19 protein-coding genes are annotated in these 23,338 nt (G+C 48.5%); 10 read left to right on the forward strand and 9 right to left on the reverse strand.

Going from position 1 to position 23,338, the window contains the following annotated elements; translation table 11 throughout:
- Positions 1–2,247 carry a primosomal protein N' gene (locus B076_RS0111305; protein WP_028487416.1) on the reverse strand — a complete coding sequence of 749 codons (2,247 nt, stop codon included), beginning with the start codon at positions 2,245–2,247 and terminating at the stop codon, positions 1–3.
- 281 nt (positions 2,248–2,528) lie between these two features.
- Between B076_RS0111305 and B076_RS0111310 the strand changes: the two genes are divergently transcribed.
- From B076_RS0111310 to B076_RS0111360, 10 genes are all read left to right on the forward strand, one after another.
- Positions 2,529–2,924: a hypothetical protein gene (locus tag B076_RS0111310; RefSeq protein WP_028487417.1), complete on the forward strand. Its 396-nt coding sequence runs from the start codon at positions 2,529–2,531 to the stop codon at positions 2,922–2,924.
- Positions 2,925–3,079: 155 nt separating this feature from the next.
- Positions 3,080–3,640 (forward strand): TRAP transporter small permease subunit, encoded by a 561-nt coding sequence (locus B076_RS12835; protein ID WP_038150548.1) that lies wholly within the window; start codon positions 3,080–3,082, stop codon positions 3,638–3,640.
- Positions 3,640–5,010, forward strand: coding sequence for a TRAP transporter large permease (locus B076_RS0111320; protein WP_028487418.1), 1,371 nt, complete (start codon positions 3,640–3,642; stop codon positions 5,008–5,010). Before B076_RS12835 ends, B076_RS0111320 begins: the two co-directional genes overlap by 1 nt.
- A 131-nt stretch (positions 5,011–5,141) precedes the next feature.
- The gene (locus B076_RS0111325; RefSeq protein WP_028487419.1) at positions 5,142–7,283 is read left to right on the forward strand and encodes a sensor domain-containing protein; all 2,142 of its coding nucleotides are present in this window, start codon (positions 5,142–5,144) and stop codon (positions 7,281–7,283) included.
- A 110-nt stretch (positions 7,284–7,393) separates the two neighbouring features.
- On the forward strand, positions 7,394–9,517 hold the full coding sequence (locus tag B076_RS0111330; protein WP_038150549.1) for a putative bifunctional diguanylate cyclase/phosphodiesterase: 2,124 nt from the start codon (positions 7,394–7,396) through the stop codon (positions 9,515–9,517).
- A 415-nt stretch (positions 9,518–9,932) separates the two neighbouring features.
- Positions 9,933–11,672 carry a DEAD/DEAH box helicase gene (locus tag B076_RS0111340; RefSeq protein WP_028487421.1) on the forward strand — a complete coding sequence of 580 codons (1,740 nt, stop codon included), beginning with the start codon at positions 9,933–9,935 and terminating at the stop codon, positions 11,670–11,672.
- Between the two features lie 323 nt (positions 11,673–11,995).
- The gene (locus B076_RS0111345; protein ID WP_038150550.1) at positions 11,996–12,958 is read left to right on the forward strand and encodes a hypothetical protein; all 963 of its coding nucleotides are present in this window, start codon (positions 11,996–11,998) and stop codon (positions 12,956–12,958) included.
- A gap of 12 nt (positions 12,959–12,970) precedes the next feature.
- Positions 12,971–13,744, forward strand: a complete 774-nt coding sequence (locus B076_RS0111350; RefSeq protein ID WP_028487423.1) for a type II secretion system protein — start codon at positions 12,971–12,973, stop codon at positions 13,742–13,744.
- A gap of 12 nt (positions 13,745–13,756) precedes the next feature.
- Positions 13,757–15,190 carry a type II secretion system protein gene (locus B076_RS12840; protein ID WP_038150555.1) on the forward strand — a complete coding sequence of 478 codons (1,434 nt, stop codon included), beginning with the start codon at positions 13,757–13,759 and terminating at the stop codon, positions 15,188–15,190.
- Positions 15,190–16,608, forward strand: coding sequence for a type II secretion system protein (locus tag B076_RS0111360; RefSeq protein ID WP_028487424.1), 1,419 nt, complete (start codon positions 15,190–15,192; stop codon positions 16,606–16,608). The genes B076_RS12840 and B076_RS0111360 overlap by 1 nt, the downstream gene beginning before the upstream one ends.
- A gap of 34 nt (positions 16,609–16,642) precedes the next feature.
- On the opposite strand, the gene B076_RS0111365 is transcribed toward B076_RS0111360, so the two are convergent.
- The 8 genes from B076_RS0111365 to soxC all read right to left on the reverse strand — a co-directional run bounded on the left by B076_RS0111365 (position 16,643) and on the right by soxC (position 23,131).
- Positions 16,643–16,942 carry a GIY-YIG nuclease family protein gene (locus B076_RS0111365; RefSeq protein WP_028487425.1) on the reverse strand — a complete coding sequence of 100 codons (300 nt, stop codon included), beginning with the start codon at positions 16,940–16,942 and terminating at the stop codon, positions 16,643–16,645.
- A 13-nt stretch (positions 16,943–16,955) separates the two neighbouring features.
- Positions 16,956–17,450, reverse strand: coding sequence for a cyclic pyranopterin monophosphate synthase MoaC (gene moaC / locus B076_RS0111370; protein ID WP_028487426.1), 495 nt, complete (start codon positions 17,448–17,450; stop codon positions 16,956–16,958).
- A 10-nt stretch (positions 17,451–17,460) separates the two neighbouring features.
- The gene (locus tag B076_RS0111375) at positions 17,461–18,666 is read right to left on the reverse strand and encodes a molybdopterin molybdotransferase MoeA (protein WP_028487427.1); all 1,206 of its coding nucleotides are present in this window, start codon (positions 18,664–18,666) and stop codon (positions 17,461–17,463) included.
- Between the two features lie 78 nt (positions 18,667–18,744).
- Positions 18,745–19,209, reverse strand: a complete 465-nt coding sequence (gene moaE / locus B076_RS0111380; protein WP_028487428.1) for a molybdopterin synthase catalytic subunit MoaE — start codon at positions 19,207–19,209, stop codon at positions 18,745–18,747.
- Between the two features lie 4 nt (positions 19,210–19,213).
- Positions 19,214–19,462: a molybdopterin converting factor subunit 1 gene (moaD, locus tag B076_RS0111385; protein ID WP_028487429.1), complete on the reverse strand. Its 249-nt coding sequence runs from the start codon at positions 19,460–19,462 to the stop codon at positions 19,214–19,216.
- Positions 19,463–19,512: 50 nt separating this feature from the next.
- Complete coding sequence (gene moaA, locus B076_RS0111390; RefSeq protein ID WP_028487430.1) at positions 19,513–20,514, reverse strand: GTP 3',8-cyclase MoaA; 1,002 nt, start codon at positions 20,512–20,514, stop codon at positions 19,513–19,515.
- A 204-nt stretch (positions 20,515–20,718) separates the two neighbouring features.
- A complete protein-coding gene (locus B076_RS0111395) occupies positions 20,719–21,783 on the reverse strand; it encodes a c-type cytochrome (protein ID WP_028487431.1) in 1,065 nt (354 codons plus the stop codon).
- Positions 21,770–23,131, reverse strand: coding sequence for a sulfite dehydrogenase (gene soxC, locus B076_RS0111400; protein ID WP_028487432.1), 1,362 nt, complete (start codon positions 23,129–23,131; stop codon positions 21,770–21,772). The genes B076_RS0111395 and soxC overlap by 14 nt, the downstream gene beginning before the upstream one ends.
- Positions 23,132–23,338 lie beyond the last annotated feature (207 nt).

A 23,338-nucleotide genomic window follows, 5' to 3' on the forward strand; every position in this document is an offset into this window, starting at 1 on the left:
TCAAAACATCTCTTGTGGATCAACATCGATGCTCCAGCGAACTTTACGGCTCAGCGGACTTTTATAGATATGAGGTTCCACCTGCCCCAAAACCGCATGCAAGTCAGATCGTTGTGCCGACTGCAACAACAACTGATAACGGTAACGTCCTTGCCGACGCTCCATCGGAGCGGAAACCGGCCCCCATACATCCAGATCACGGACTTCGGCAGAAGAGCCGCCCGATTTGGTTTGTGCTAATTGGGCTTGAGCCAGCAAGGCGTGTTTCAATTCACTTAAAAAACGCAAACCATCCTGTGGTTGCATGGCTTCGGCCCGAATCATAATTTGATAACGGAACGGCGGCAATCGTGCTTGCTGACGCTCCAGCAACGCTTTCTCGGCGAAAGCGCCGTAGCCCTCTTTAATAAGGGTGATCAGAAGCGGATGATCGGGATGATGCGTCTGGATCAGAACTTCTCCGGCTTTTTCGGCGCGCCCGGCGCGTCCGGCCACCTGAAGAACGAGTTGAGCCATGCGTTCCGACGCGCGAAAATCGACTCCGAACAACCCTTGGTCAATATCCAACAGCGCCACCAGCGTCACATTGGGGAAATGATGCCCTTTGGCCAGCATTTGCGTGCCGATCAGAATATCGGCTTCACCGCTGCGAGCCTGCTCGGTCAATTCCGCCATCTTGCCTTTTTGTCGTGTGGTGTCGCGGTCGATGCGAACCACCTTTTGCTCGGGAAACCACTCCTGAATGGTTTCAGTCAAACGCTCCGTCCCCTGCCCGACCTTGACAAACTCCTCACTCTGACAGCTTGGACACGCCTTGGGCGCGGCACATTGGTAACCGCAATGGTGACAGCGCAAATGTCCGTGGACCGTTCCGGATTGGTGAAACGTCATATTGGCGTCACAACTTGGACATTGCGCCTGCCAGCCACATTGATGACACATCAATACCGGTGCAAACCCACGGCGATTCAAAAACAACAACACCTGACCCTGTTTTTGAAGATGTTGCTGCATAGCGGTTCGCAGTGGGCGCGATACGCCTTCCTGAATTTTTTCGCCGCGCACATCCAGCAGTTTGATGGATGGCAACTGGGCATTGGCAGCACGTTGATGCAGTTGCAGATGGTGATAACGTCCGATTTCAACATTATGCAGGCTTTCTAAAGAGGGCGTGGCCGAGCCCAGCACCACCGGGACTTTGCTATCGAATGCCCGACGGATCAACAGGTCACGTGCCGAATAGCGAAAGCCTTCCTGTTGCTTGAAAGAGAGGTCGTGCTCTTCGTCAATAATGCAGATTCCCAGATCGGCAAAAGGCGCAAAAATCGCCGAACGTGTGCCCAGCAACACCTTGACTTGGCCGGTACGCACCAACTGCCAGGCACACAGTCGTTCGGCATCGTTCAAACCGGAGTGCAATGCCGCAACCGGCTGTTGCAGATAAGCCGTGAAACGCGACACCATCTGCGGCGTCAGGCCGATTTCCGGCACCAGTACCAAAGCCTGCTTGCCACGTTTTAGCACGGCATCGATCATGCCCAGATAGACCTCGGTTTTACCGCTACCAGTGACCCCTTCCAGCAAAAATGCCTGGAACGACTGCACCGGCAAAGCCGCGACCGCATCCACCGCCTGTTGCTGATCTGCATTGAGTTCATGCTCAGGCTTGGCAGCATAAGCCATTTCCGGCAGACAGAGGCCTCGGCTCTCTTTGATCCAGCCTAAATCCATGAACTTTTTCAGGCTCGGGCGCCAAGATTCCAGCACGCAAGACAATTGACTGGCGGATTGGGCCATGCCCACCGACTTGAGATGGGTCAACAGCGCCAATTGATGTTTGGCGTTTTTGGGAATCGCATCGGCTTGAATTTCCAAGCCTTTTTCACTCAACTCCCAAACGGGCAGGCCTGTTATATTGACGGCCTCACCGGCACGCAGTTTTTTAGGCAAGGCGGCCTGCATCACTTCTCCAATCGGCTCATGATAGTAATGGGCCGACCAACTCAAAAACTCCAGATGTGCTTGAGTAAACAAGGCCTCTTCATCAATGACCGCCAGCACGCTTTTAAGTTTGTCGGACTGGTAATCGCTCTCTTCGGCCAAGCCCATCACCAGACCCACCTGCTGCTTATTACGAAACGGCACCCAAACCCGACCGCCCACAACCGGCAAGGCTCCTTCCGACAGATCAAAACGGTAATCCAATGGGAACAGAAACGGTCCCGGCACAGCAACTTTAACAATCATTCTGGTTTGATTCAGCTTACATAATTAAAAGCGAATCTTAACACGCCTGAACCTCGACCAAGAGTTGGGAAGCACAATTATTAAACAGGTTTCACCCCCTTTTGGCGTTTTAATACTTTGTTGTTTCCTGTTCAGAGTCTTTTCATGCTTTGCCTCTTCAAACATGCTAAAGTGTTGATAACACTCTTTTAAAGTGACGTTTAAGAGATAGAGCTGGATTGATTCGGCCTTAAAGGCTTTTCACCCCTTCTTGAACAAGCCCCGTAGGAAAGGAGGCCCCTATGTTTAAACCCCTCACCTTGCTCACCTTGATTGCATCATTTTTATTGCTGAACGCGTGCAGCGTTTACCCGACCGCGACCAGCGGCTCACTGCAAACCCGTTCGGACAATGTGTATCTGAAGATCGGGTTCAGCAATTATGACCGCAACCGTATCTTCCGTTATTACGGCTATCCGCACAAACGCCACGGCCACATTCCACCGGGTTATTACAAACGTTATCACCGCCACAAACCTCTGCCCCACAGTTTTCAACCACGTCCACTGCCATGGGAGCTTGAAAGGCATTTGACCCCATTACCCAGCGGTTACATCCGGGTAATGATTGGTAACGACATCGCCATCATGAACACTCGGACTCGGGTCGTTTATGATGTGCTTTGGTCGATTCGCTGACAAATCACAACCAAACCAGCAGGCCTGTTCATTTTGGGCCTGCAAAAAAACCAGTTCTGGCTTTGTCTGCCCAAAGCAATCGACAGATAAAACCTGCAAAAACTCGCATAACACCGTAAAATACAAGGCAAATTAAGTTAAAAACCAAAATATTTATGCAATTTGCCAACACTTTAAATCGTTTCATCTCTCTGCAAAACCAACTTCAAATCCGACTGGGGCATTTCATCGCCTGGGGTAGCCTGACTCTGGTTCTGCTAATGGCCTTGATTGTGGTACTGCGCTACGGCTTCAATATCGGCGAAGTCTCGTTGCAGGAAGCGGCCATGTACAACCATGCGATTTTGTTCATGCTGGGGATTGCCTACACCTACCAGCAGGATCAACATGTACGTGTCGATGTGTTTTACACCCACGCCAGCCCCAAACGCAAAGCCTGGATCAACCTGCTGGGCACAATGATACTGGTCTTACCGAGCATGCTCTTCATTCTTTGGGTTGGCTGGGATTATGTATCCGCCAGCTGGGCCATCCAGGAAAGCTCGGCGGAGGCCGGGGGGTTGGCTTATCTCTATCTTCTGAAAAGTTTGATTCTGATCATGGCGTGTTTGGTGATTCTGCAATCCTTGTCCATTGCCGCAAACTCTTGGCTGGAAATTTTTGACCCCAATGCGCCCAAAATTGAAAACAGCGTTGAAACGGAGGGCAAACTTTAATGGAATGGTTAGCTCTACTGCTTTTCGCAGTCATCTTCATCGCCCTTTTGGTTGGATTTCCTGTCGCCTTCACACTGGCCGGGATCTCATTGATTTTCGCCTTGGTCGCCAACCTGTTCGGCGCGTTCGATATGGCATTCCTGCAAAGCATCCCCAATCGAATCTACAGCATCATGAGCAATGAAATCCTGATTGCCGTGCCGCTGTTTGTCTTCATGGGCATCATGCTCGAACAGTCTAAAATCGCCGAGCAGCTGCTCAACACCATGGATGAGGTCATGCGTGGCGTCAAGGGCGGTTTGGGCATCTCCGTGATTGTGGTGGGCATGCTGCTCGCTGCCAGTACCGGCATTGTCGGAGCCACGGTGGTCACCATGGGTTTATTGGCCCTGCCGACGATGATCAAACAGGGCTATTGTCCCAAACTGGCGAGCGGCACCATCTGTGCATCCGGCACTTTGGGGCAGATCATTCCGCCCTCTATCGTATTGATCCTGCTTGGCGACGTTCTGTCATCCGCCTATCAGCAAGCCCAGCTCAGTCAAGGCATCTTCTCGCCTGAAACGCTCTCGGTCGGAGACCTGTTTATTGGCGCACTGTTCCCGGGCATGTTGCTGGTGCTTCTTTATATGCTTTACATCCTATTCAAGGCCATCACTCAACCCGATAGCGTACCCAACCATGTCGGCCAACCGGTTCAACCCGGCCTGCTCAAACGCGTTCTGGGCAGCCTATTGCCGCCACTGTTACTAATCTTACTGGTACTGGGATCGATTTTAGGCGGTTACGCCACCCCAACCGAAGCGGCGGCTTTAGGTGCCTTGGGGGCGACCTTGTTAGCCTTGAGCAAACAAAAACTGAATCTAAACACCCTAAACACCGTCATGCGCAACACCCTGCAAGTAACCAGCATGATTTTCATGATTTTCATCGGTGCCGCCTTCTTCTCCCTGGTGTTCCGCGGCCTAGGCGGCGATGATTTAATGACCGAACTGCTTTCCGACCTCCCCGGCGGCGTGTTTACCGCCATGTTGATCGTGATGGCACTGATGTTTGTTTTAGGCTTCTTTCTGGACTTTATTGAAATCACCTATGTCGTAGTGCCGGTGGTAGCGCCCATCCTGCTGATGATGGGGGTCGACCCGATCTGGCTCGGCATTATGATCGCCATTAACCTGCAAACGGCATTCCTCACCCCCCCTTTCGGTTTTGCGCTCTTCTATCTGCGAGGCGTGGCCCCAAAAAGCCTGACCACTGCCGATCTCTATCGCGGAACTCTGCCGTTTATTGCGATTCAACTTGGGGTATTGGCCATGATTGCCATCTGGCCGGAATTGGTGACTTGGCTACCTAAGCAAATATACGCATAAATAGCGATAATGTGAGCTTTTTCCATAAATTTATTCAAATAAGGCCTAATTTAGCCGTTAATTAATTGGCAAGGCCTATTTTCTTGGTTAGAATCGAAGTAACTAATGATTGCTAATACGGCTCACACTGAATGAATGCAGTAAGAATCCCTTCACAACTTGAAAACTCGGTGGCACGGTTACGTGAAGAGCGAGAGAACAAGTTGGAAATCATCTGCGCATTCCATGAAGCCGTCATTGTATTCAAACCAGATCTGACGCCGCAAATCATCAACCAACAAGCCAAACTCTTGCTGGGCGAACACATCGACATTGACCAGCCCATTGAAAGCTTACCGCTTTACAAAAACAAAAAAGCCAGCCTGAGGTTTGACCTGCATGACTGCCTTCAGCAACTCATCGAAGAGGTTGAGCACACCCCAAAAGACAGTCAGCCCAAAGAGATTTCGGTTTGGCTCAAAGACGTGGAAACCCTCAAAACCACCCCGCTGCTGCTGTCCGGAAAGGCCCTGAAAACGGCTGAAGGTGGGCTAAAAAACCTGCTGCTGGTCATCTACGATCGTACCATTTACGCTCAGGCTGACGAACAAAAGCGCCTTATGGAAGCCGCTTTCAACAGTTACGACGGCCAGTTCATCACCAATGAAAAGGGATACATCACCCACCCCAATGACGCCTTCTGCGCTCTGACCGGACTGCCAACCTCCACTCTGAAAAAAATGACCTTAACCGGCTGGCTGGAGCAGCAGGTCACCCTTAAAACCAACACCAATGAAGTGCTGAAGACCCTACTGACCTCACGTTACTGGAGTGGAGAGGTGGAACTGCACCCCATGCCCAACACCACGTTTTATGCAGTATTAAGCATATCCATGCTGGCTGATGAACAGTTCAATATCGAACATTATGTGGTGACCATCCAGAACATTACCGACATCCACGAAGCGCAAATGGCCATCGAACAAATGGCCTATTACGATGACCTGACAGGCCTGGCCAATCGCCGTCTGGCTTACGAGCATCTGGATGTGGCATTAAAACACCATAAGCGCCACAATTCCTTTGCCTCGCTGTTTTTCATCAACCTGGACCGTTTCAAAAGCATTAATGACGCCTTTGGGCGCAACACGGGCGATGCGCTGCTCAAGCAGGTGGCGAGCAACCTCAGAAATCTGTTGCGTGAAGAAGATACCATTGCGCGCATCGGCGGTGACGAATTCCTGATCCTGACCCAGGACAAGGCCTTTTCCACCACCCAGGCGACCCAAAACGCCTACCATTTGGCCAACAAAATCGCCAAAGCACTGAACAAGAACTACCACATCAACGAAACCACCTTGCACAGCACCATCTGCATCGGCATCACCGTATTCCCATTCAAAGACGGGGACAGTGCGGAAGACTTGATGGACTATGCCGATTTGGCGATGTCGGCCGCCAAAAAACGCACCAACCAGAAAATTTACTTTTATGAACCGTCATTGTCCGAAGTGGTGATTGAACGTCGCGAACTCGAACACGCCTTGACCACAGCGGATCTGGACCAACAGTTTGAACTGCATTATCAAGCGCAAATCGGTCGCGATGACCAGGTTCATGGCGCGGAAGCCTTGCTGCGCTGGGATCACCCCGAACTCGGTTCGGTGACGCCGAATAAATTCATTCCTATCGCTGAAGAAGGCCGTCAGATATTAAGGCTGGGTGACTGGGTCATGGCCACCGCCTTTATGCAGGCTAAAAAGTGGAGTCAGATTGACCCGCACTTTAATCTGTCCATCAACATCAGCCCCATACAATTTCACGAGGCCGATTTTGTCGAACAGACCATGCAAGTGATGCAGACGACACAAGTCAACTCGCGCAACATCACTTTGGAACTCACAGAAGGGGTTTTGATTTCCGATACCCAGTCGGCCCTCAAGAAGATCGGGCGTTTGAGCCAACTGGGCTTTAAAATCTCAATCGATGATTTCGGAACCGGGTATTCATCTTTGAGTTATTTGCAAAAATTGCCGATACACGAACTGAAAATTGACAAAAGCTTCATCCATCGGGTGCCCGAAAGTGAAGATGATATGGCGATAGTCGAATCCATCATCAGCCTAGCCAGAACCAAAAAACTCGTCATAGTGGCTGAAGGCGTTGAAAACCATCAGCAAGTGGCCTTTTTAAGAGCTCAACCGGACGACATCATCATCCAAGGCTTCCTCTATGGCAAACCCTGCCGTAACAAAGAGTTTGAACAAACTTTCCTGAATGTTTCATCCGATTAATTCCGCCATAAAAATTTTATTCCATCAAGTTCTGTTTTCGTTAAAACACTCATTAACACTTAGTGTATTATGCTAAGTATTAACTTATTTACTTGAATTATCAAAGTGGTATGGACGCTCCCAAGCACAGCACTGAAATCACCAAGCTGATCGCCAAACTCCATCAGGCGCACAGCTTTCAACGCCAGCAAATTGCCGATTCTTTTCAGCAAGGGTTGATCCTCTTTACGCCACAGCTTTCGCCAAGACTGGTCAACGCCAAAGTGCGCTATGTCATTGGTGAAACCACCGATACCGACACACTCTTTTCCCAACTCAAACTCTACACCCAAAAAAGAAGCAACACTGAATTTGACCTTAAGGAATGGTTGCAAGAGTGCATCAACAGTCCGAAATTAAAGTTGCAAGAAACCATGGTCTGGCTCAAGGACTGCGGTGAGGTCGCGGTCCACGCTACCACGCCGATTCAGCTGCAGGCTTTTCCCATTTTAAATGCCGACCAATCACTTGAAAGCATCCTGCTTCATCTAAAAGACCTGACCCTGGAAATTCAGGCCGAAGCCCAACAGAGACTGATGAATGCGAGCTATGCGGGACAGTTCATCACCAATGCTCAAGGACTGATCACTCAACCCAACTATGCGTTCTCGGCCTACACCGGTCTTAAACCGGAAATACTGGAGACCATGACCTATGTGGACTGGCTGAAAAAGCAGGTGACTCTTAAGGTGCCATTCGGTACGGTTATGGAATCCCTGTTAGAGGAAGGCTCCTGGAGTGGCGAGGTTCAGATTACCGCCTCAACCGAAGCGCAGTTTTACGCGGTATTAAGTCTGTCGATGCTGATGGACGAGAATCGCAATATTGAACATTTTATCGGCGTGCTTCAAGACATTACCGACATTCACGAAGCCCGGTCAAAAATTGAACAGCTGGCTTATTTTGACAAGCTCACCGGACTCGCTAACCGCAGTTTACTGCAAAACCAAATCGAAGCGGCCATCGAAGAAATTACCGTCAGTCAAAGCCATGCCGCCTTGCTTCTTATCGACCTGGACGGTTTCAAGATTCTGAATGACACCTTGGGGCATATGATCGGCGACCAACTGCTGATCCTGGTGGCTCAAAAACTCCAGGCGGTGGTTGGCAGTGAAGGTCTGGTTGCCAGACTGGACGGCGACGAATTTGCAATTCTGCTCAAGGAACTCAGTCAAGATCATTACGAAGCCCTGCAAAACACCCTCGCTCTGGCGCATCGTATACAAGAAGACCTGGATGATCGCTATGAGATCAGCAACCGCTCCCTGCATTGTTCAGCGAGCATTGGCGTGCACCTTTTCGCCCCGACCCTGGAAGACAATCAATCCGACCAGCTCATAGGGTTCGCCAACCTTGCCATGCACGAAGCCAAAAACCTCGGTGGCAATCAGGTTCACCTGTTCGAAAACAATTTATGCGCCGTCGCCAAACAACGTCTGGAAATGTTGCAGGCTCTCAATCATTCTGAACTGGATGACGAATTCCAGCTTTACTTTCAGGCGCAAATTGATCAAAACGGCAAAGCGGTGGCTGCGGAGACCCTGTTGCGCTGGTTCCATCCAAGTCTGGGGTTTGTACCGCCTTGCGATTTCATCCCCGTGGCCGAAGAAGGACGGCAGATCATCAAGATCGGTCTGTGGGTCATGCACAAGGCGTTTTTGCAGGCAAAAGCCTGGAATGACAACCAACACAACATCCGGGTATCCATCAACATCAGTCCGATTCAGTTCCACGAGCAGAGTTTTGTCGAATTGGTCATCGGTCTGGTCAAGTTCACTCAGGTCAACCCCAGCCACATCACGCTTGAATTGACCGAAGGGGTCTTGATCCGCAACACCAGCTTGGCGCTGCAAAAAATTCAGCATTTGGTCAGTTTGGGCTTTCATGTCTCCATCGATGATTTTGGAACCGGCTACTCTTCTTTAAGTTACCTGCAGAGGTTGCCGTTGCACGAACTCAAAATTGACCAAAGCTTTATCCGTCACATTCCCGAAAACCCGGACGATGTCGCCATCGTGCAATCCATCTTGAAACTGGCGCAAACCAAAAACCTCTCGGTCGTGGCCGAAGGGGTTGAAACCCAAGACCAAGCCGATTTTTTGCGTGAACAGAGTTCTGAACTGCTGATACAGGGTTACCTGTTTAGCAAACCGGTACCTGCAGGGGTCTTTGAAGAACGTTTTATCCAATCCTGATTCAACCCAGCTTGAGTCTCTACCAGGCCTGCTCATTTTCAAAACCACGTTATTTTTGCTTTTTATACAAATATTTAGTATAATCCGCGCTCGTTTTAAGAATTGGGCTCAAATACGCCCTTCCACAATAAAACGAATACCGCTGAGCCACTTGCCCGCATATGTGCGATTTTCAACTTCCTGTTATACGACTAGAGAAGTTGACCTGAATGTTTTCTGCTGCAAAAGTGCTCAATTAAAAGAATTTTTTGCCCCAGAATAACAACACACGCTTTCACTTCATCTTCATTTTGAAAACCGACGCTGAAAGCATGCGCCATTAGTTCCTATCGCCTGATTCACACTCAAGTTGAACTCATGTCTTCCTTTATTCCAGGGCAAATCGATCCGCTCACCGAGCGATTAAGGATAATGGATGACCACTGAAATTAAATTTGACCAACTGAATCTTAGCCAAGATGTACTGAAAGCAATTTCCGACATCGGCTATGAAACCCCCTCACCGATCCAGGCACAAGCCATTCCGACACTATTGGAAGGCGGCGATATTCTGGGGATGGCGCAGACCGGAACCGGTAAAACCGCCGCGTTCGCCTTGCCGATCTTAAGCAAGATCGACATCAAAAAAACCAAACCTCAAGTATTGGTTTTGGCTCCGACACGTGAACTTGCCATCCAGGTGGCTGAAGCCTTCCAAAGCTTCGCCCACCACATGAAAGGTTTTCATGTTCTACCGATTTACGGTGGTTCAGACTACGGCACACAGATTCGCGCCCTGAAACGTGGCGTGCATGTTGTCGTCGGAACGCCTGGACGTGTGATGGACCATATTCGTAAAGGCACCTTGCAGCTGGACGGTTTGACCACCCTGGTTTTGGATGAGGCCGATGAAATGTTGCGCATGGGATTCATCGACGATGTCGAGTGGGTACTGGAACACACGCCTAAAAACCGTCAGATCGCGCTGTTTTCGGCCACCATGCCGAAAGAGGTTCACCGCATCGCCAACAAGCACTTGCAGAACCCGACCGAAGTCATCATCAAACAAAAGAGTTCAACCGCCACCACCATCGACCAGAAATACTGGTTAGTCAGCGGCACGCATAAGCTGGACGCTTTGACACGTATTTTGGAACACGAAGAGACCGATGCGATCATCATTTTCGTGCGCACCAAAACGGCGACAGTTGAACTCGCCGAAAAACTGGAAGCCCGCGGTTATGCCGCAGCGGCTTTGAACGGTGACATCGCGCAGAACCAACGTGAACGCATTGTCGATCAATTGAAGAAAAGTAAATTGGATATTTTGGTGGCCACCGATGTTGTGGCACGTGGTTTGGATGTTCCACGTATCAGCCATGTTATCAACTATGACATTCCGCATGACAATGAGTCTTATGTACACCGTATCGGCCGTACCGGTCGTGCCGGACGTTCCGGAACCGCGATTCTGTTTGTGGCACCCCGTGAACGCCGTTTGCTGCGCTCGATTGAACACTCCACCAAGAAGCAGATTCCGATAATGGAACTGCCTTCCACCCAGGACATCAACGAAAACCGTGTACAACGCTTTAAGCAGCGCATCGTTGATGCGGCTCAACAGGATGACATTCAGTTCTACCAAGAACTGATTGAACAGGTTGAATCCGAACAGAACATTCCGGCGATTGAAATCGCCGCCGGCTTGGCGCATCTTCTTCAGGGTGACGTGCCTTTCTTCCTGGATGAAAAAGCGCAACGCGAACCGCGTCGCGAATCTTTCCGTGACAACGAACCGCGCCGCCGTAAAGAGCGCGAGCCGCGTCAGCGTCGCGAACGCAGTGCCACACCCGATGAAGGCATGACACGTTACCGCTTGGAAGTCGGTCGCACCCACGGCGTCAAGCCGGGTAACATCGTGGGCTGTATCGCCAACGAAGCCGGTCTGGACAGCGAATTCATTCGTCAGCTAAACATCGACGACACCTTCAGCACGGTAGATCTGCCTTCGGACATGCCTAAAGAAGCCTTTATGGATTTGAAAAAATCTTGGGTATGCGGTCAGCAATTGAACATCTCCAAGGTTAAAACCATCGGAGAAGGCGCTCCGCGTAAGCGTTTGTCACGCAACAAACCGACCAAAGACAAAGGCAAACCACGCCGTATGACTAAGTAAACACCTAGTCAAAGCCATTCTTGCAAATCCAACAGGCCTGTCCGGATACCCTATCCGGACAGGCCTGTTCATTTTTAAAAACACCTCTTTTTATGACTACTTCATGTACTTGCTTGGGTTGATAGACTCTTTCTGGCCATGCTCCTATTCAGCGCCCCTCTCTCTTGAACGCACACTGAACAGACTTATTTGAAGTCCATATTTTGCATAACTCATTTTAATTTCCAATTAATTAAATTCATAACCCATTGAAATATAATGCGATATAATCAGAATATCAGGCAATCTAAAGAATTTTTTCTTGGGGTATTTAATGGCCATCAATGAACAACTCTAACAGTAAAAAAACACCCAATACACGCAATCAAGCGGGATTTATGGTGCTCATCATCTTGATGATGTTAGTAGTGGGGACCGCTGTGTGGTTTGGTACCCTGGGGCAAGTTCGTACTAATTCCATGAAAATAGAAAGTGAGGACCGGAACCTATCGCAACTGAAAGCGATAAAAAACCGGATGTTGGCCTATACAATCCTCCACCCCGAAATCTACTCAGACGAACTCCTTACACCTGGAGTGGGTTACTTCCCGTGCCCTGATACAAATGGGGACGGTTCATCAGATGGTCCCTGCGGTTATGTTTCTGGGGTCAACCAACTGTTTGTCATCGGCCGAGTTCCAAACAAAATTGTAAATCGTTTCTTCTCATTCATTGATTCAGATGTGGATCGGTCACTTTATTGGTTTGCAGTTGACAGCCGACTCGTCAACGACCATGGTTTCTACCAATTCAATTCAGCTAAACGATTGGCTCCGGTCAATGCCAATCTGGAGCATGAGGTCAAAGATCTCAGTAATAATGATGTCGCTCCCTTACTGGTTGACGGCAAAGATGACATTGTAATGGCGCTGTTTTATGCTGGCCCGCCTCTTAGCGGACAATCAAGACCCAGCAATGCGATTGGCGATTATTTAGAGCAACCTACCGCCAATAACGGGTTCAATATCGACTTTCAATCCGTGGGTGCAAATCAAAATGTCTTCAATGACTATGTGATCACCATAACCAGAAATGAGTGGGAGGCCGCCGTTCTTGCTCGGATCAGCCAGGATATCTCCCCGCAGGACGGCGCACCCGATTTATGCACCCTGATAACAGATAACACACAACACTGGTTTAACGAATGCGCTTACACAAACCCGGTCAGCAGACCCGTGTATACCTGTGACGGCACATCCTTTGACAATCTAACGGGGCAGGGCTGGCGAGCCATCGTCTGCCCATAGAGTGAAAAAATTATGATGCATTCGGACTCCATGACAAATCAAAAACAATCTGGATTCTCTCTTCTGGAGATAGTCATTGCATTAGTCATCCTTGGTTTTTTGACTACCGAACTAGTCAAGGTCACGTCGATCTCCAGAGATTATGACCAGCACAAAGAAAACATGATCCAGGTGAGCACAGTCAAAACACTGCTTTTAAGCTTTTTGCAAACCAATGCCTATCTTCCATGCCCCGATACAGATAATGACGGCTGGGAGAATCGTACAGGAACTCAATGCTCTTCGGACTCGGGAAAGTTACCTCATTTAATGCTGGGAATTTCACAAAGCGTCGCGACGGAATCAATCCTTTTTTATAAGGTCAACACGGAAGCCGTTACGGCGAAAATCGACGATAATAACTTCTCCGCCAGTTATTTTGGAACGGCTTCCCCGCCAACCTTTTCATTCATAACGCCTCCACAAGGAGTCAACAAAGGAAGCGGAAACCTCACCATTTGTTCGGAAGCGGAAATCTCAAGCTGTAATGCTTCGACCTCAAACGGCAATATTTTGGAGGAGGCTGCCATTGCCGTTGTCGTCAGCTTTGGAAAAAACGGCCAACAAACATGGAGTCATATCGGTTCTGGAAACGTAAGTTCTCTTTCTATAGTGGAACGGGAGAATGCCGATGATGACGATTACTTCTGGCAGTCACCTGCGGATCAAGCCGACGATTCCATCGCCTGGCTCACTGGTTACGATGCAAAATACGCCGTGCTGAAGTCGGAACAGGGCATTAATTAAGGATACCTCGCCATGAAGAAAAATACATCACACTCATACTTGAACGGTTTTTCTCTTCTGGAGCTTACCGTTGTACTGGCCATTGTTGGCCTCATTGGCATCGGTTCCACTCTATCTTACTCGGAGTTTCACGATCACGCCAAGTGGCAAGAAAGCCAGGCCAAACTGGCCGTAGTGAAAAAAGCCATCATCAAATTCACTGAAAAAAACAAGTTCGTGCCTTGTCCGGACACCAATGAGAATGGCTTTGAGAATAGAACCATCAGCAAGGGCAGAATTCCAGCCGTGCCGGCGATTCCGGCGATTCCGGCGGTTCCGGGAACCGAAAGCAGACCAACCATCCCGGCGATTCCGGCCATTCCCGCACAGCCCGCCATACCGAACATCGATGTGAGCACTTGCACCGCAGATATTGGAACCGTCCCTTATGAAATGCTCGGCCTTAACGAAGCATCGGTTGAAGATAGCTGGGGGAACCTGATTGTTTATGCAATCGACCAAGGCGCTACCAACGCAGATTTAATGCTTGAGTGCCCTTTTGACAGTTCATGCTTTTTCAACCGTGATCCCATTCCTAGCCTTCCTGCTAATCGCACCTTTCCAGGCAGTGCACTGCCGGCATTTGATGCATCGACTTTACCGACAAAAACCCAACTTGGCGCCAATAATTTACGAATTTGTTCCGACAGCGCTTGCTCGGAAGTGGTTGCGAATGGCCAAGTCGTGATTCTCTTGGCAAAAAACAAGAACGGAAATCTGAACACCAATTTGGATGCAGACGAATCCGAAAATATTAATGGCGACAAAAACTATGTGGTGAGAAACTATTCACACTCCCCAAACTATGATGATTTGATTTTAGGGATTGGGGCCTACGAACTAAAACTGCAAAACGACATGGAAACCTATGAAGCCGTAAACACTGTCAATAATAACAATAACGTTACCTTGATAAGTGGGCAAAATGTTATAGGCGGAGGCGCGAACAAAAGTATCGGAAATGTGGGGGACAATAACTCCTATAGCGACAATGTCTTAACCGACATTTCCACAGAAACCATTCAGTTTGGTTCGGAAAATGCAGGTAAAACGGTTGTCATGAACTTGGACACACAAGCTCAAGGTTCATGGGACCAGCCAACGGCCAGTCACGACTATACCAGTGATCAGGCATTCATTGCGGCCAATGGTGATATCCAGAAAACCTTGGCTTACGATTATCGCGCCGATGGGACAACAAGCTGGAACGAGTCCCATGAAGTGACGTTTCAATTGGATGAAAACGGGGATGCCAATATTGAATTTGCCGTTGCCACCACCGGAACCGATGAAACGGTTGATTTCACAAACATTCAATTGATTCTTTACGACACCCCTCCTTTGATACCTAACTTCCCCGGCGTACAAGCAATTGCAGGCATCGATCAAACACAGGGCTTAGAGTGATGCGTAGATATCAAAACAAACAGGCCTGCTTTCATAAAGAATTTGGCTTCTCACTGGTAGAGCTCATGATCGTCACCGCCATTATTGGCATTGTCTTGATTGGCTTCTCAAACCAATCCGGTTCTCTGCGTCATGTCCAGAAAATTAAGGAATCGCAAAGTTCATTGCAGAAAATCAAACAAGAAATCCTAAATTACGGCCGGGTACACAAATACCTGCCTTGTCCGGATTCCGACAATGACGGCTTTGAAAACCGCAACGGTTCTGCTTGTTCAGCGAGTGTGGGGACGGTACCTTATTTAGATCTGGGGCTACAAAAACAAGAAACTCTGGATAATTGGAACAATGCGTTTCGATATGCGGTCAATACCGACTCCACCAATGGAGGTTTGATTTGCGACAAGCGCAGTTCAGCAAGCATCTTTTGTAACCAAGGTGCCAATGTAACCCCCTGGTTCACACTGACGGACACGCCACCAACTTCCACGGACAGAGGCAACGGCAACTACTATGTTTGCAATCAAAGCACAGCTACCTGTAATGCAACAGCGGTTGCCAACAATGCAAATGTCTCACTAAACACGGCCACCGTTGTTTTAGTGGCTTATAACCAAGATGGTGACGCCGCTTTAAACAATTGCGCAAACCAAAACACTGCCTCAAAAGAAAATTGTGATGTCGACATCTACTATCATCAGGCTGCAGGTTCCAATGACGACAACCAATTCTTCGATGACAGTATCTTGGCCATCAGCGGCTATGAAATAAAATCCCATATACTTTCACAAATGGTCACATGGGACAGCTTTGCCTCCAGCAGCTCATCATCAGGATTAACCCCCACCTATGAAGACTTTGACATTACCGCTGATGATACTGTGCCCGTCTCAAACAGCCCGGATACACCGGATGTAATTTTGGTTAACAGAAATGCAGATACCGATTTAAACCTCGGCGGTGGGGATGACTATTTAGCGATTGGTAACGATGTCAAAACGGGTGCCGAGATTGATACAGGACATGGCGATGACCGTCTCTATATAGTAGGCCAGGCACAGGCTAATATAGATTTGGGCAGAGGTGACGACACCTTTGTACTGGGTACAGATTTACGAGAAAACCTCAATGCAGATCGCGGCAACGATAAAGTATGGATTCAGGGCAATGTCCTTTCCGGATCAAACCTCGATATGGACCAAGATGACGATGTCTTGTGGATAGGGACTTCTGGGAATGACTCGACCGGGCAAATTGATGATGATATCAATGGAGGTTCCGGTTATGACATCCTGGTTCTGGAAAACACCAGCAAAGCTGAGTGGGACAGCAACTCCACTCTTCAAAACCACGTAGATAATTTTGAATTGGTGATTTTTGAAGCTGATGAATCCGGCGCCAGGGAATATGTCGCGCTATGACAACCAGCCAGATAACGACAAACGTCTTAAAAGACTAAATTGACGTCTTAGTGCTTTTATACTGCAACACCAAAACCTCTTTGTTTGACTTAGAGAGCTGCTTGATCGCATATTCCCGTTTGAGGGCTAATTGACGATTTTCAACCATCTCTTTATAGACTAATTCACAAGGACGTCGGGCTTGAGTATAACGAGCCCCGCCCTTAGTGTCGCCATTGTGCTGGCGCAGACGACTCTCAAGACGGTTGGTGATGCCACAATACAAACTGTTGTCTGCACAACGCAACAGATAAACCCACCAGGCCTGTCCATTTTGAGCTTGCTTGTCACTCATCGGCAAGCAGGGCTTAGACTTCGTTGCCTTGACGTTGCCAATGCCCGGATTTTCCACCTTTTTTCTCGAGCAACTGCACCTGATCGATGATCATGCCCTTGTCCACCGCTTTGCACATGTCATACAAAGTAAGAGCGGCAGCACTGGCGGCCGTCAAGGCTTCCATCTCAACTCCTGTCTGACCGACCAATTTGCATATAGCCGTAATTTCCACGCAACTTTGTTCGATATTGGGTGTCAGTTCGACCTTAACGGAAGTGAGCATCAAAGGATGACACATCGGAATGATATCCGGCGTTTTTTTAGCGGCCATAATGCCGGCAATGCGAGCGGTCGCCATGACATCACCCTTTTTATGCTTGCCTTCCACTATCATCGCCAGTGTTTCGGGCAGCATGCGTATGACGGCCATGGCACGCGCCTCTCTCTCGGTATGCTGCTTTTCACTGACATCGACCATGCGCGCCTGCCCTTTTGCATCAAGATGGGTTAACGTCTGTTCTGTCATAATCAATCGCCTATTCATTAATTGGGTTGAAAGGATAAAACGCGACCTTATCGCCACGTTTAACCACACTGTCTTCCGGAATGACCACAAACCCTTCCGCCCAGACGGCTGAAGTCAAGACACCGGAATTTTGGTTCGGAAAAATCTCGACATAGGTTTTCTGGTTCTTATTGACCAATTTGGCACGGGCAAATTCGCGTCTGAATCCAGCTTTAGGCCATTCAAACAGGGCTTCCAACCACAAAGGTTTGGCCTTAAGAACGGCCGCACCCTGCTTTTTAAGCAGGTAAGGACGTGCGAATAAGTTAAAGGTCGCAAAAGCGGACACGGGATTGCCCGGCAAACCGATAAACGGTGTGCCCTCAATGTCTCCGTAGGCAAGCGGCTTGCCGGGTTTCATCTTTACTTTCCACATATTCAAGGCTCCGAGCTGCTCGATGGCCGGCTTGATATGGTCCTCCTCACCCACAGAAACTCCACCGGTGGTGATGACCACGTCGCTTATTTGCGCCGCCTGCTTCATCGCGTCCACTGTCGCTTCCAAGGTATCTTCTACGTGCCCCAAATCAATCAACTCAAATCCAAGTGCCGGTACCAGGCCTGCCAGAACATAACGGTTTGCGTTATAGATCTTGCCGGGCTCTGCATTTTGCCCTGGCTCAAGCAATTCGTCTCCCGTAGTAAAGGTGGCGATTTTCAAAGGCTGGTACACCTCAACCTCAGCGATACCAATAGAGGTAATCAACCCCAAATCCTGCGGGCGAAGTTTGTGCCCCTGTCCCAGAATTTCATCCCCTTGAGCAATATCCTGCCCTAGGCGACGAATGTTTTGTCCCCGCTGGGTGGACTGCGCGGTGATTCTGACCTGATTTTCATCAACCGCTTGTGTTTCCTCCTGCATGATCACCATATTGGCACCCTCAGGGATTGGCGCTCCTGTGAAAATTCTAGCAGCGGTACCAGCTTTAAGTGCTTTTGGAACACTACCAGCAGTAATCCTCTGGCTGACTTCCAACACAGAATTGTGCTGAAGATCATAACTGTGCAGGGCATAACCATCCATCTGGCTATTGTCATGCGGAGGCACACTCACCTCGGATACTATGGCCTTCGCCAAAATTCGGCCAAGTGCATTGCAAACAGGAATTCTCTCAACCTGTTGTGTCGGGGTCACTTGGTTCAATAAATAATGTAGCGCTTCATCAAAGGTTTTCATATTCGTCCTCAAAAAAATCCCCGCGATTGCGGGGAAATGACAGAATTCAGTTTAATAAAAATAATTAGGATTGTTGGATTATTTCCAGCGCTTCTCGGCATCTTTATCACTTAGACGTGCATCTACCCAACGCTCTTCGCCGTTGGGCAGGGTTTCCTTTTTCCAGAAAGGCGCATTGGTTTTTAAATAATCCATAATAAAATGAGAGGCGTAAAACGCATTTTCACGGTGGCGACTGCTGACCGCCACCAATACAATCTGGTCGGTTGGGTACATTTTACCAATCCGATGAATGATCACACTGGACTCTAAAGCCCAACGCTCATGAGCTTCTAAGCGGATTTTCTCAAGAGCCTTCTCAGTCATACCGGGGTAATGCTCCAATTCAAGCACCGCCACATCGTCACCTTCATTGATATCACGCACCGTACCCACAAACGAGACCACCGCACCGATATCAGCATGCCCCTCTCTTAACCGAGCAATCTCGGTACTCAGATCAAAATCTTCCTGCTGGATTTTAATATGGGGGAAATGCGCCACCTCATCAACCTCCCGTCACGGGCGGAAAAAATGCCACTTCATCACCCGCCTGGATTCGGGTATCGCGACTGGCAACATCATGATTGACCGCGATTTGTAAATTTTGGTTGTCCAGCAAAGCCTGTTTCCAATTGTCACCGCGTGTCGCCAGTTCTGCAATCAAAGACTGAACATCACCATGAGTGGCTGGTAATTGTTCATCTGCCTTACCAAGCATCTCTCTAAAGCTTGCGAAATAAAGTACATTCACCATCATCGATTCCTCAAATACACTAACGATTCATTCGTTTAATTAAATAACCTTTACCCGCCCAGTTGGACCATTTGTCTAAATTCAATGTTATGCACATTCTCATTGAAGAAGTGTCTTTCCGGTTTCTTAAGCATGGCATCTGTAATCAATTGTTCAAGCTCTACATCCGTAATGCCTTCACGCAGTGGCGTTCTTAAGTCTACAGAATCTTCCTGCCCCAAACACAAGGCCAGAACCCCCCGTGCGGTTAATCGAACCCGGTTGCAGCTTTCGCAAAAATGTTGCGAAACGGCGGAAATCACCCCAACCCGAGTTTGCGTACCGGCAATCAAAAAATTCCGTGAAGGGCCGTCATGGGTCTTACCAGATGACGGCAACAGGTCAGAACCAACGTGCTTTTTGATACGCGCAAGAATCTTATCCGCGGGATAGTGCTGATCCATCATACTGACACCAGCCGGACCGATCGGCATGGTTTCGATGAAACGCACCTCTACCCCTTTTTCCAATCCGTAATCCACCATGGCTTCAATTTCGTCATCATTTGTGCCCTTCATGACCACCATATTGAACTTTACGGGAGTCATCCCCACTTCCAGCGCCTTATCCACACCCTGCAGGACTTTTTCCAAATCTCCGCCCCGCGTGATGTTATTGAATCGTTGCGGTCTTAGAGAATCGATACTGATATTACAGCGGTTAACACCCGCCTCTTTCAATGCCAAAGCTTCACGCCCAAGATGATGCGCATTGGTTGATAGGGCGATGTCTTCCAAACCCTCAAAGGCACTGATTTGCTTGACCAATGAAGCCAGGTTTTTACGCACCAAAGGTTCGCCCCCCGTGAGGCGAATTTTTGCCACACCCAGATTCACAAACGCTTTAATGATTCTGGCCAGCTCATCGTACGACAGGTACTCTTTGTGATTGCCTTCCGGGTGAACACCCTGCTCCGGCATACAGTAGCCACAGCGATAGTTACACAGGTCTGTAACGGATACGCGTACATACTCTATTTTTCGGTTAAATGGATCAATCAGCTCATTTCTCATCGTTCGATCTATCTCTCTCGTCGCTGCCAGCGTTATAGCCGGATGGGAATAACGAATTCTACACGAACAAAGCATTAGAATTCAATAATATATTGCAAATAAATGGCAAAAAACTGGTGGGATGAGTCAGTTCTATTAATAGAGCTTAAAAACAAAAAAAGCCCGCTAAAAAGCGGGCTTTTTCAGATCAAATGTAATCAGAGATTACATACCAGCGTGACCAACACCTGGTGGATCTTCGTGCATACGCTGAGGAACGTTGTACTGAGGAGTTCCATCAGGTAGTTTGCGTGCTTGACGGTAGTTATGGATGTCACCTTTACCATCACCCACTTGCGTGTCAGGACAGTTTGTCATGCAACGCTCGTTGTGAATAACCGGACGGTGATCACAGAAGAAGTTTCCTTGGTTCTTCATGTACTTATTCATTTTCATAAGTACTTCAGAGTTGAAGAAAGTATCATCTTCCAATTCCGTTCCTTCGTCATCCATCGGTACATAGTTAGACTGAAGGATATAACCAGTCATCCCCATGTAACCTGCGTCACCGATATGCGGAGCATTAGGTGTCCAGAAAGGCATTGTACGACGGATGTAATCGAACAAGGTCGTCGCATATGGCCAGTAGTTACCCACTGCTTTCATCGGAGCCGGAGCGTAGAAATCAGAAGTAACCAAGTTCTCTTCAACTGCAAGAGGAAGATATCCTTTAGCCCCTTCACCGAATTCACCGTGACACATACCACAGAACTGGACGTAAACTTTTGCCCCTTCTTCAACCGTCATACCGACTGAAGGATCAGGAAGACCTTTACCGTCACCGTCGACAGTGATGTTCCACTTAGCCATTGAAGCTTCGGAGATTGGCGTACCAAAACCACGTGCAACAAAGTCACCGTCGTTGTAGAAGTTTGCATTTACGCTGTCGTGAACTTCAACGAAAGCTGCAGGAACTTTACACTGAGCGTTACCGTGGTTACCACCATCGATACTGTCGTCCACTTCGAAAGAGTATGGGTTAGCAGGGTCTAACTTACCTTCCAAACCATCACGTCCGTGGGCGGCGTCTTTACCAAGAATGGCTTCGATTACCGCTTTGTCCAGGTATTTACCATCCGCTTCACGAATGATCTCTGCGTAGTTAGCAGCGTATTTACCATCGATTTTATCACCAGCGGCGCCATCAGAGCTTCCGCTCATTGCGCTTGCAGAGCCAGCAAATAGAGTTGCAACCGCAGCTACAACGAATGTTTTTTTAGTATTGAACATTTTCAATCATGCCTCCATTTTTGCCGTCTTCCCATGCATGTACGCGCCATGTAACCATCGCTGTACGGTGGTAAACGTTGTTTGTACCTTCTAAGCTACGCATTTGCGGCATAGGCGGCTGAACATAACCGGTTTCATCTGTAACACGGCTCATTAGGAAGGCTTCAGAACCGTCCCAATCCCATTCAACTTCGAAACGAGTCCAAGCTTTATCAAGAACCGGTGAAGTGAAGTGTGCTTCTTTCCAGTTTTTACCACCGTCAAAAGAAACATCAACGTGTGCAACCTTACCGCGACCAGACCAAGCCAAACCACGGATGTAGTATTTACCTGGACCTTGCATTTTAAAGTCCGGAGATGGATAGGTGATTACAGAGTTTGGTTCCATGTACCAAGAGAAACGCTGTGCCGTTCCATCAGGCATCAACTCAGTGTACTTAGAAGTCTCTTCACGGTGCTGTGCTGGCACATCATGAACTTGGATACGACGTAGGTACTTGACCCACATGTTCGCTTCACAACCAGGTACAACCAAACGGATTGGGTAACCCTGTTCGCGACGTAAAGCTTCACCGTTCTGCGCGTAAGCAACAAAACAGTCATCCATTGCGATTTCAAGAGGAATTGAACGAGTCAGACCAGCGGCGTCAGCACCTTCTGGAATGATCCATTTACCTTCAGGTTTGATACCCGCTTCTTTCAACAGGTCAGATAGACGTACACCGGTGTATTCCACACAAGACATCATACCGTGAGTCCACTGAACAGAGTTCAACTGAACCCCTTTCCACTCCATCGCACCGTTAGCAGGACACTCTACGAAGTGAATACGTGATACAGAAGGGAAACGTTTTAGATCATCCATAGTGAAAATCAATGGACGCTCAACCAAACCATGGATAACCAAACGGTGGTCATCAGGGTTGATAGTTGGTACACCACCGTGGAAACGCTCAAAGTGAAGACCGTTAGGGGTGATAATTCCGTGCAAGCTTTGCAGCGGAGTCATGGTGATAGAAGCCATTGAATCTGGAGTCAACCACTCTAATGTACGACGCTGAACTTCTTTTTCAAATGGCGAAGGCATACCGTATGGATACTTACGCACACCGAAACCTAAAGATTTACGAGCGGCACCATCCTGTAGCACATCAGTAATTTCTTTCTTACCTGCGTAAGGTGCTACCGCTTTTTTAGCGTCATAACCCGCACCGTCTGCAGCTGAAGCGGCCTTAGTGAAAAGCACACCCCCAGCTACGGCCGCACTACCTTTTAAAAAGGTACGACGACTCTGGCTACGGCTTTCTTCTGTTTGAACCGCAACCTTTTCTACGTTTTGATCTGTCATTTAATGCTCCTTGATTGATCTTGCTGCGAGGCAACAACATCCCAGATTCAAGAGTTTAATTTATTTTTATTTAGCTAAGCACAGCGATAACATGCACCGCCAATACCAAATTTGCTGACCCGTAATGATATGTTTTATAAATTAATACTTCAAGCGATTACCCAACAAAAATTAGAATTCACTTATATAATTTTTTTATGAGCGGTA

Origin of the sequence: Thiomicrorhabdus chilensis DSM 12352, from assembly GCF_000483485.1 — a bacterium.
Taxonomy (GTDB): Bacteria; Pseudomonadota; Gammaproteobacteria; order Thiomicrospirales; family Thiomicrospiraceae; genus Thiomicrorhabdus; species Thiomicrorhabdus chilensis.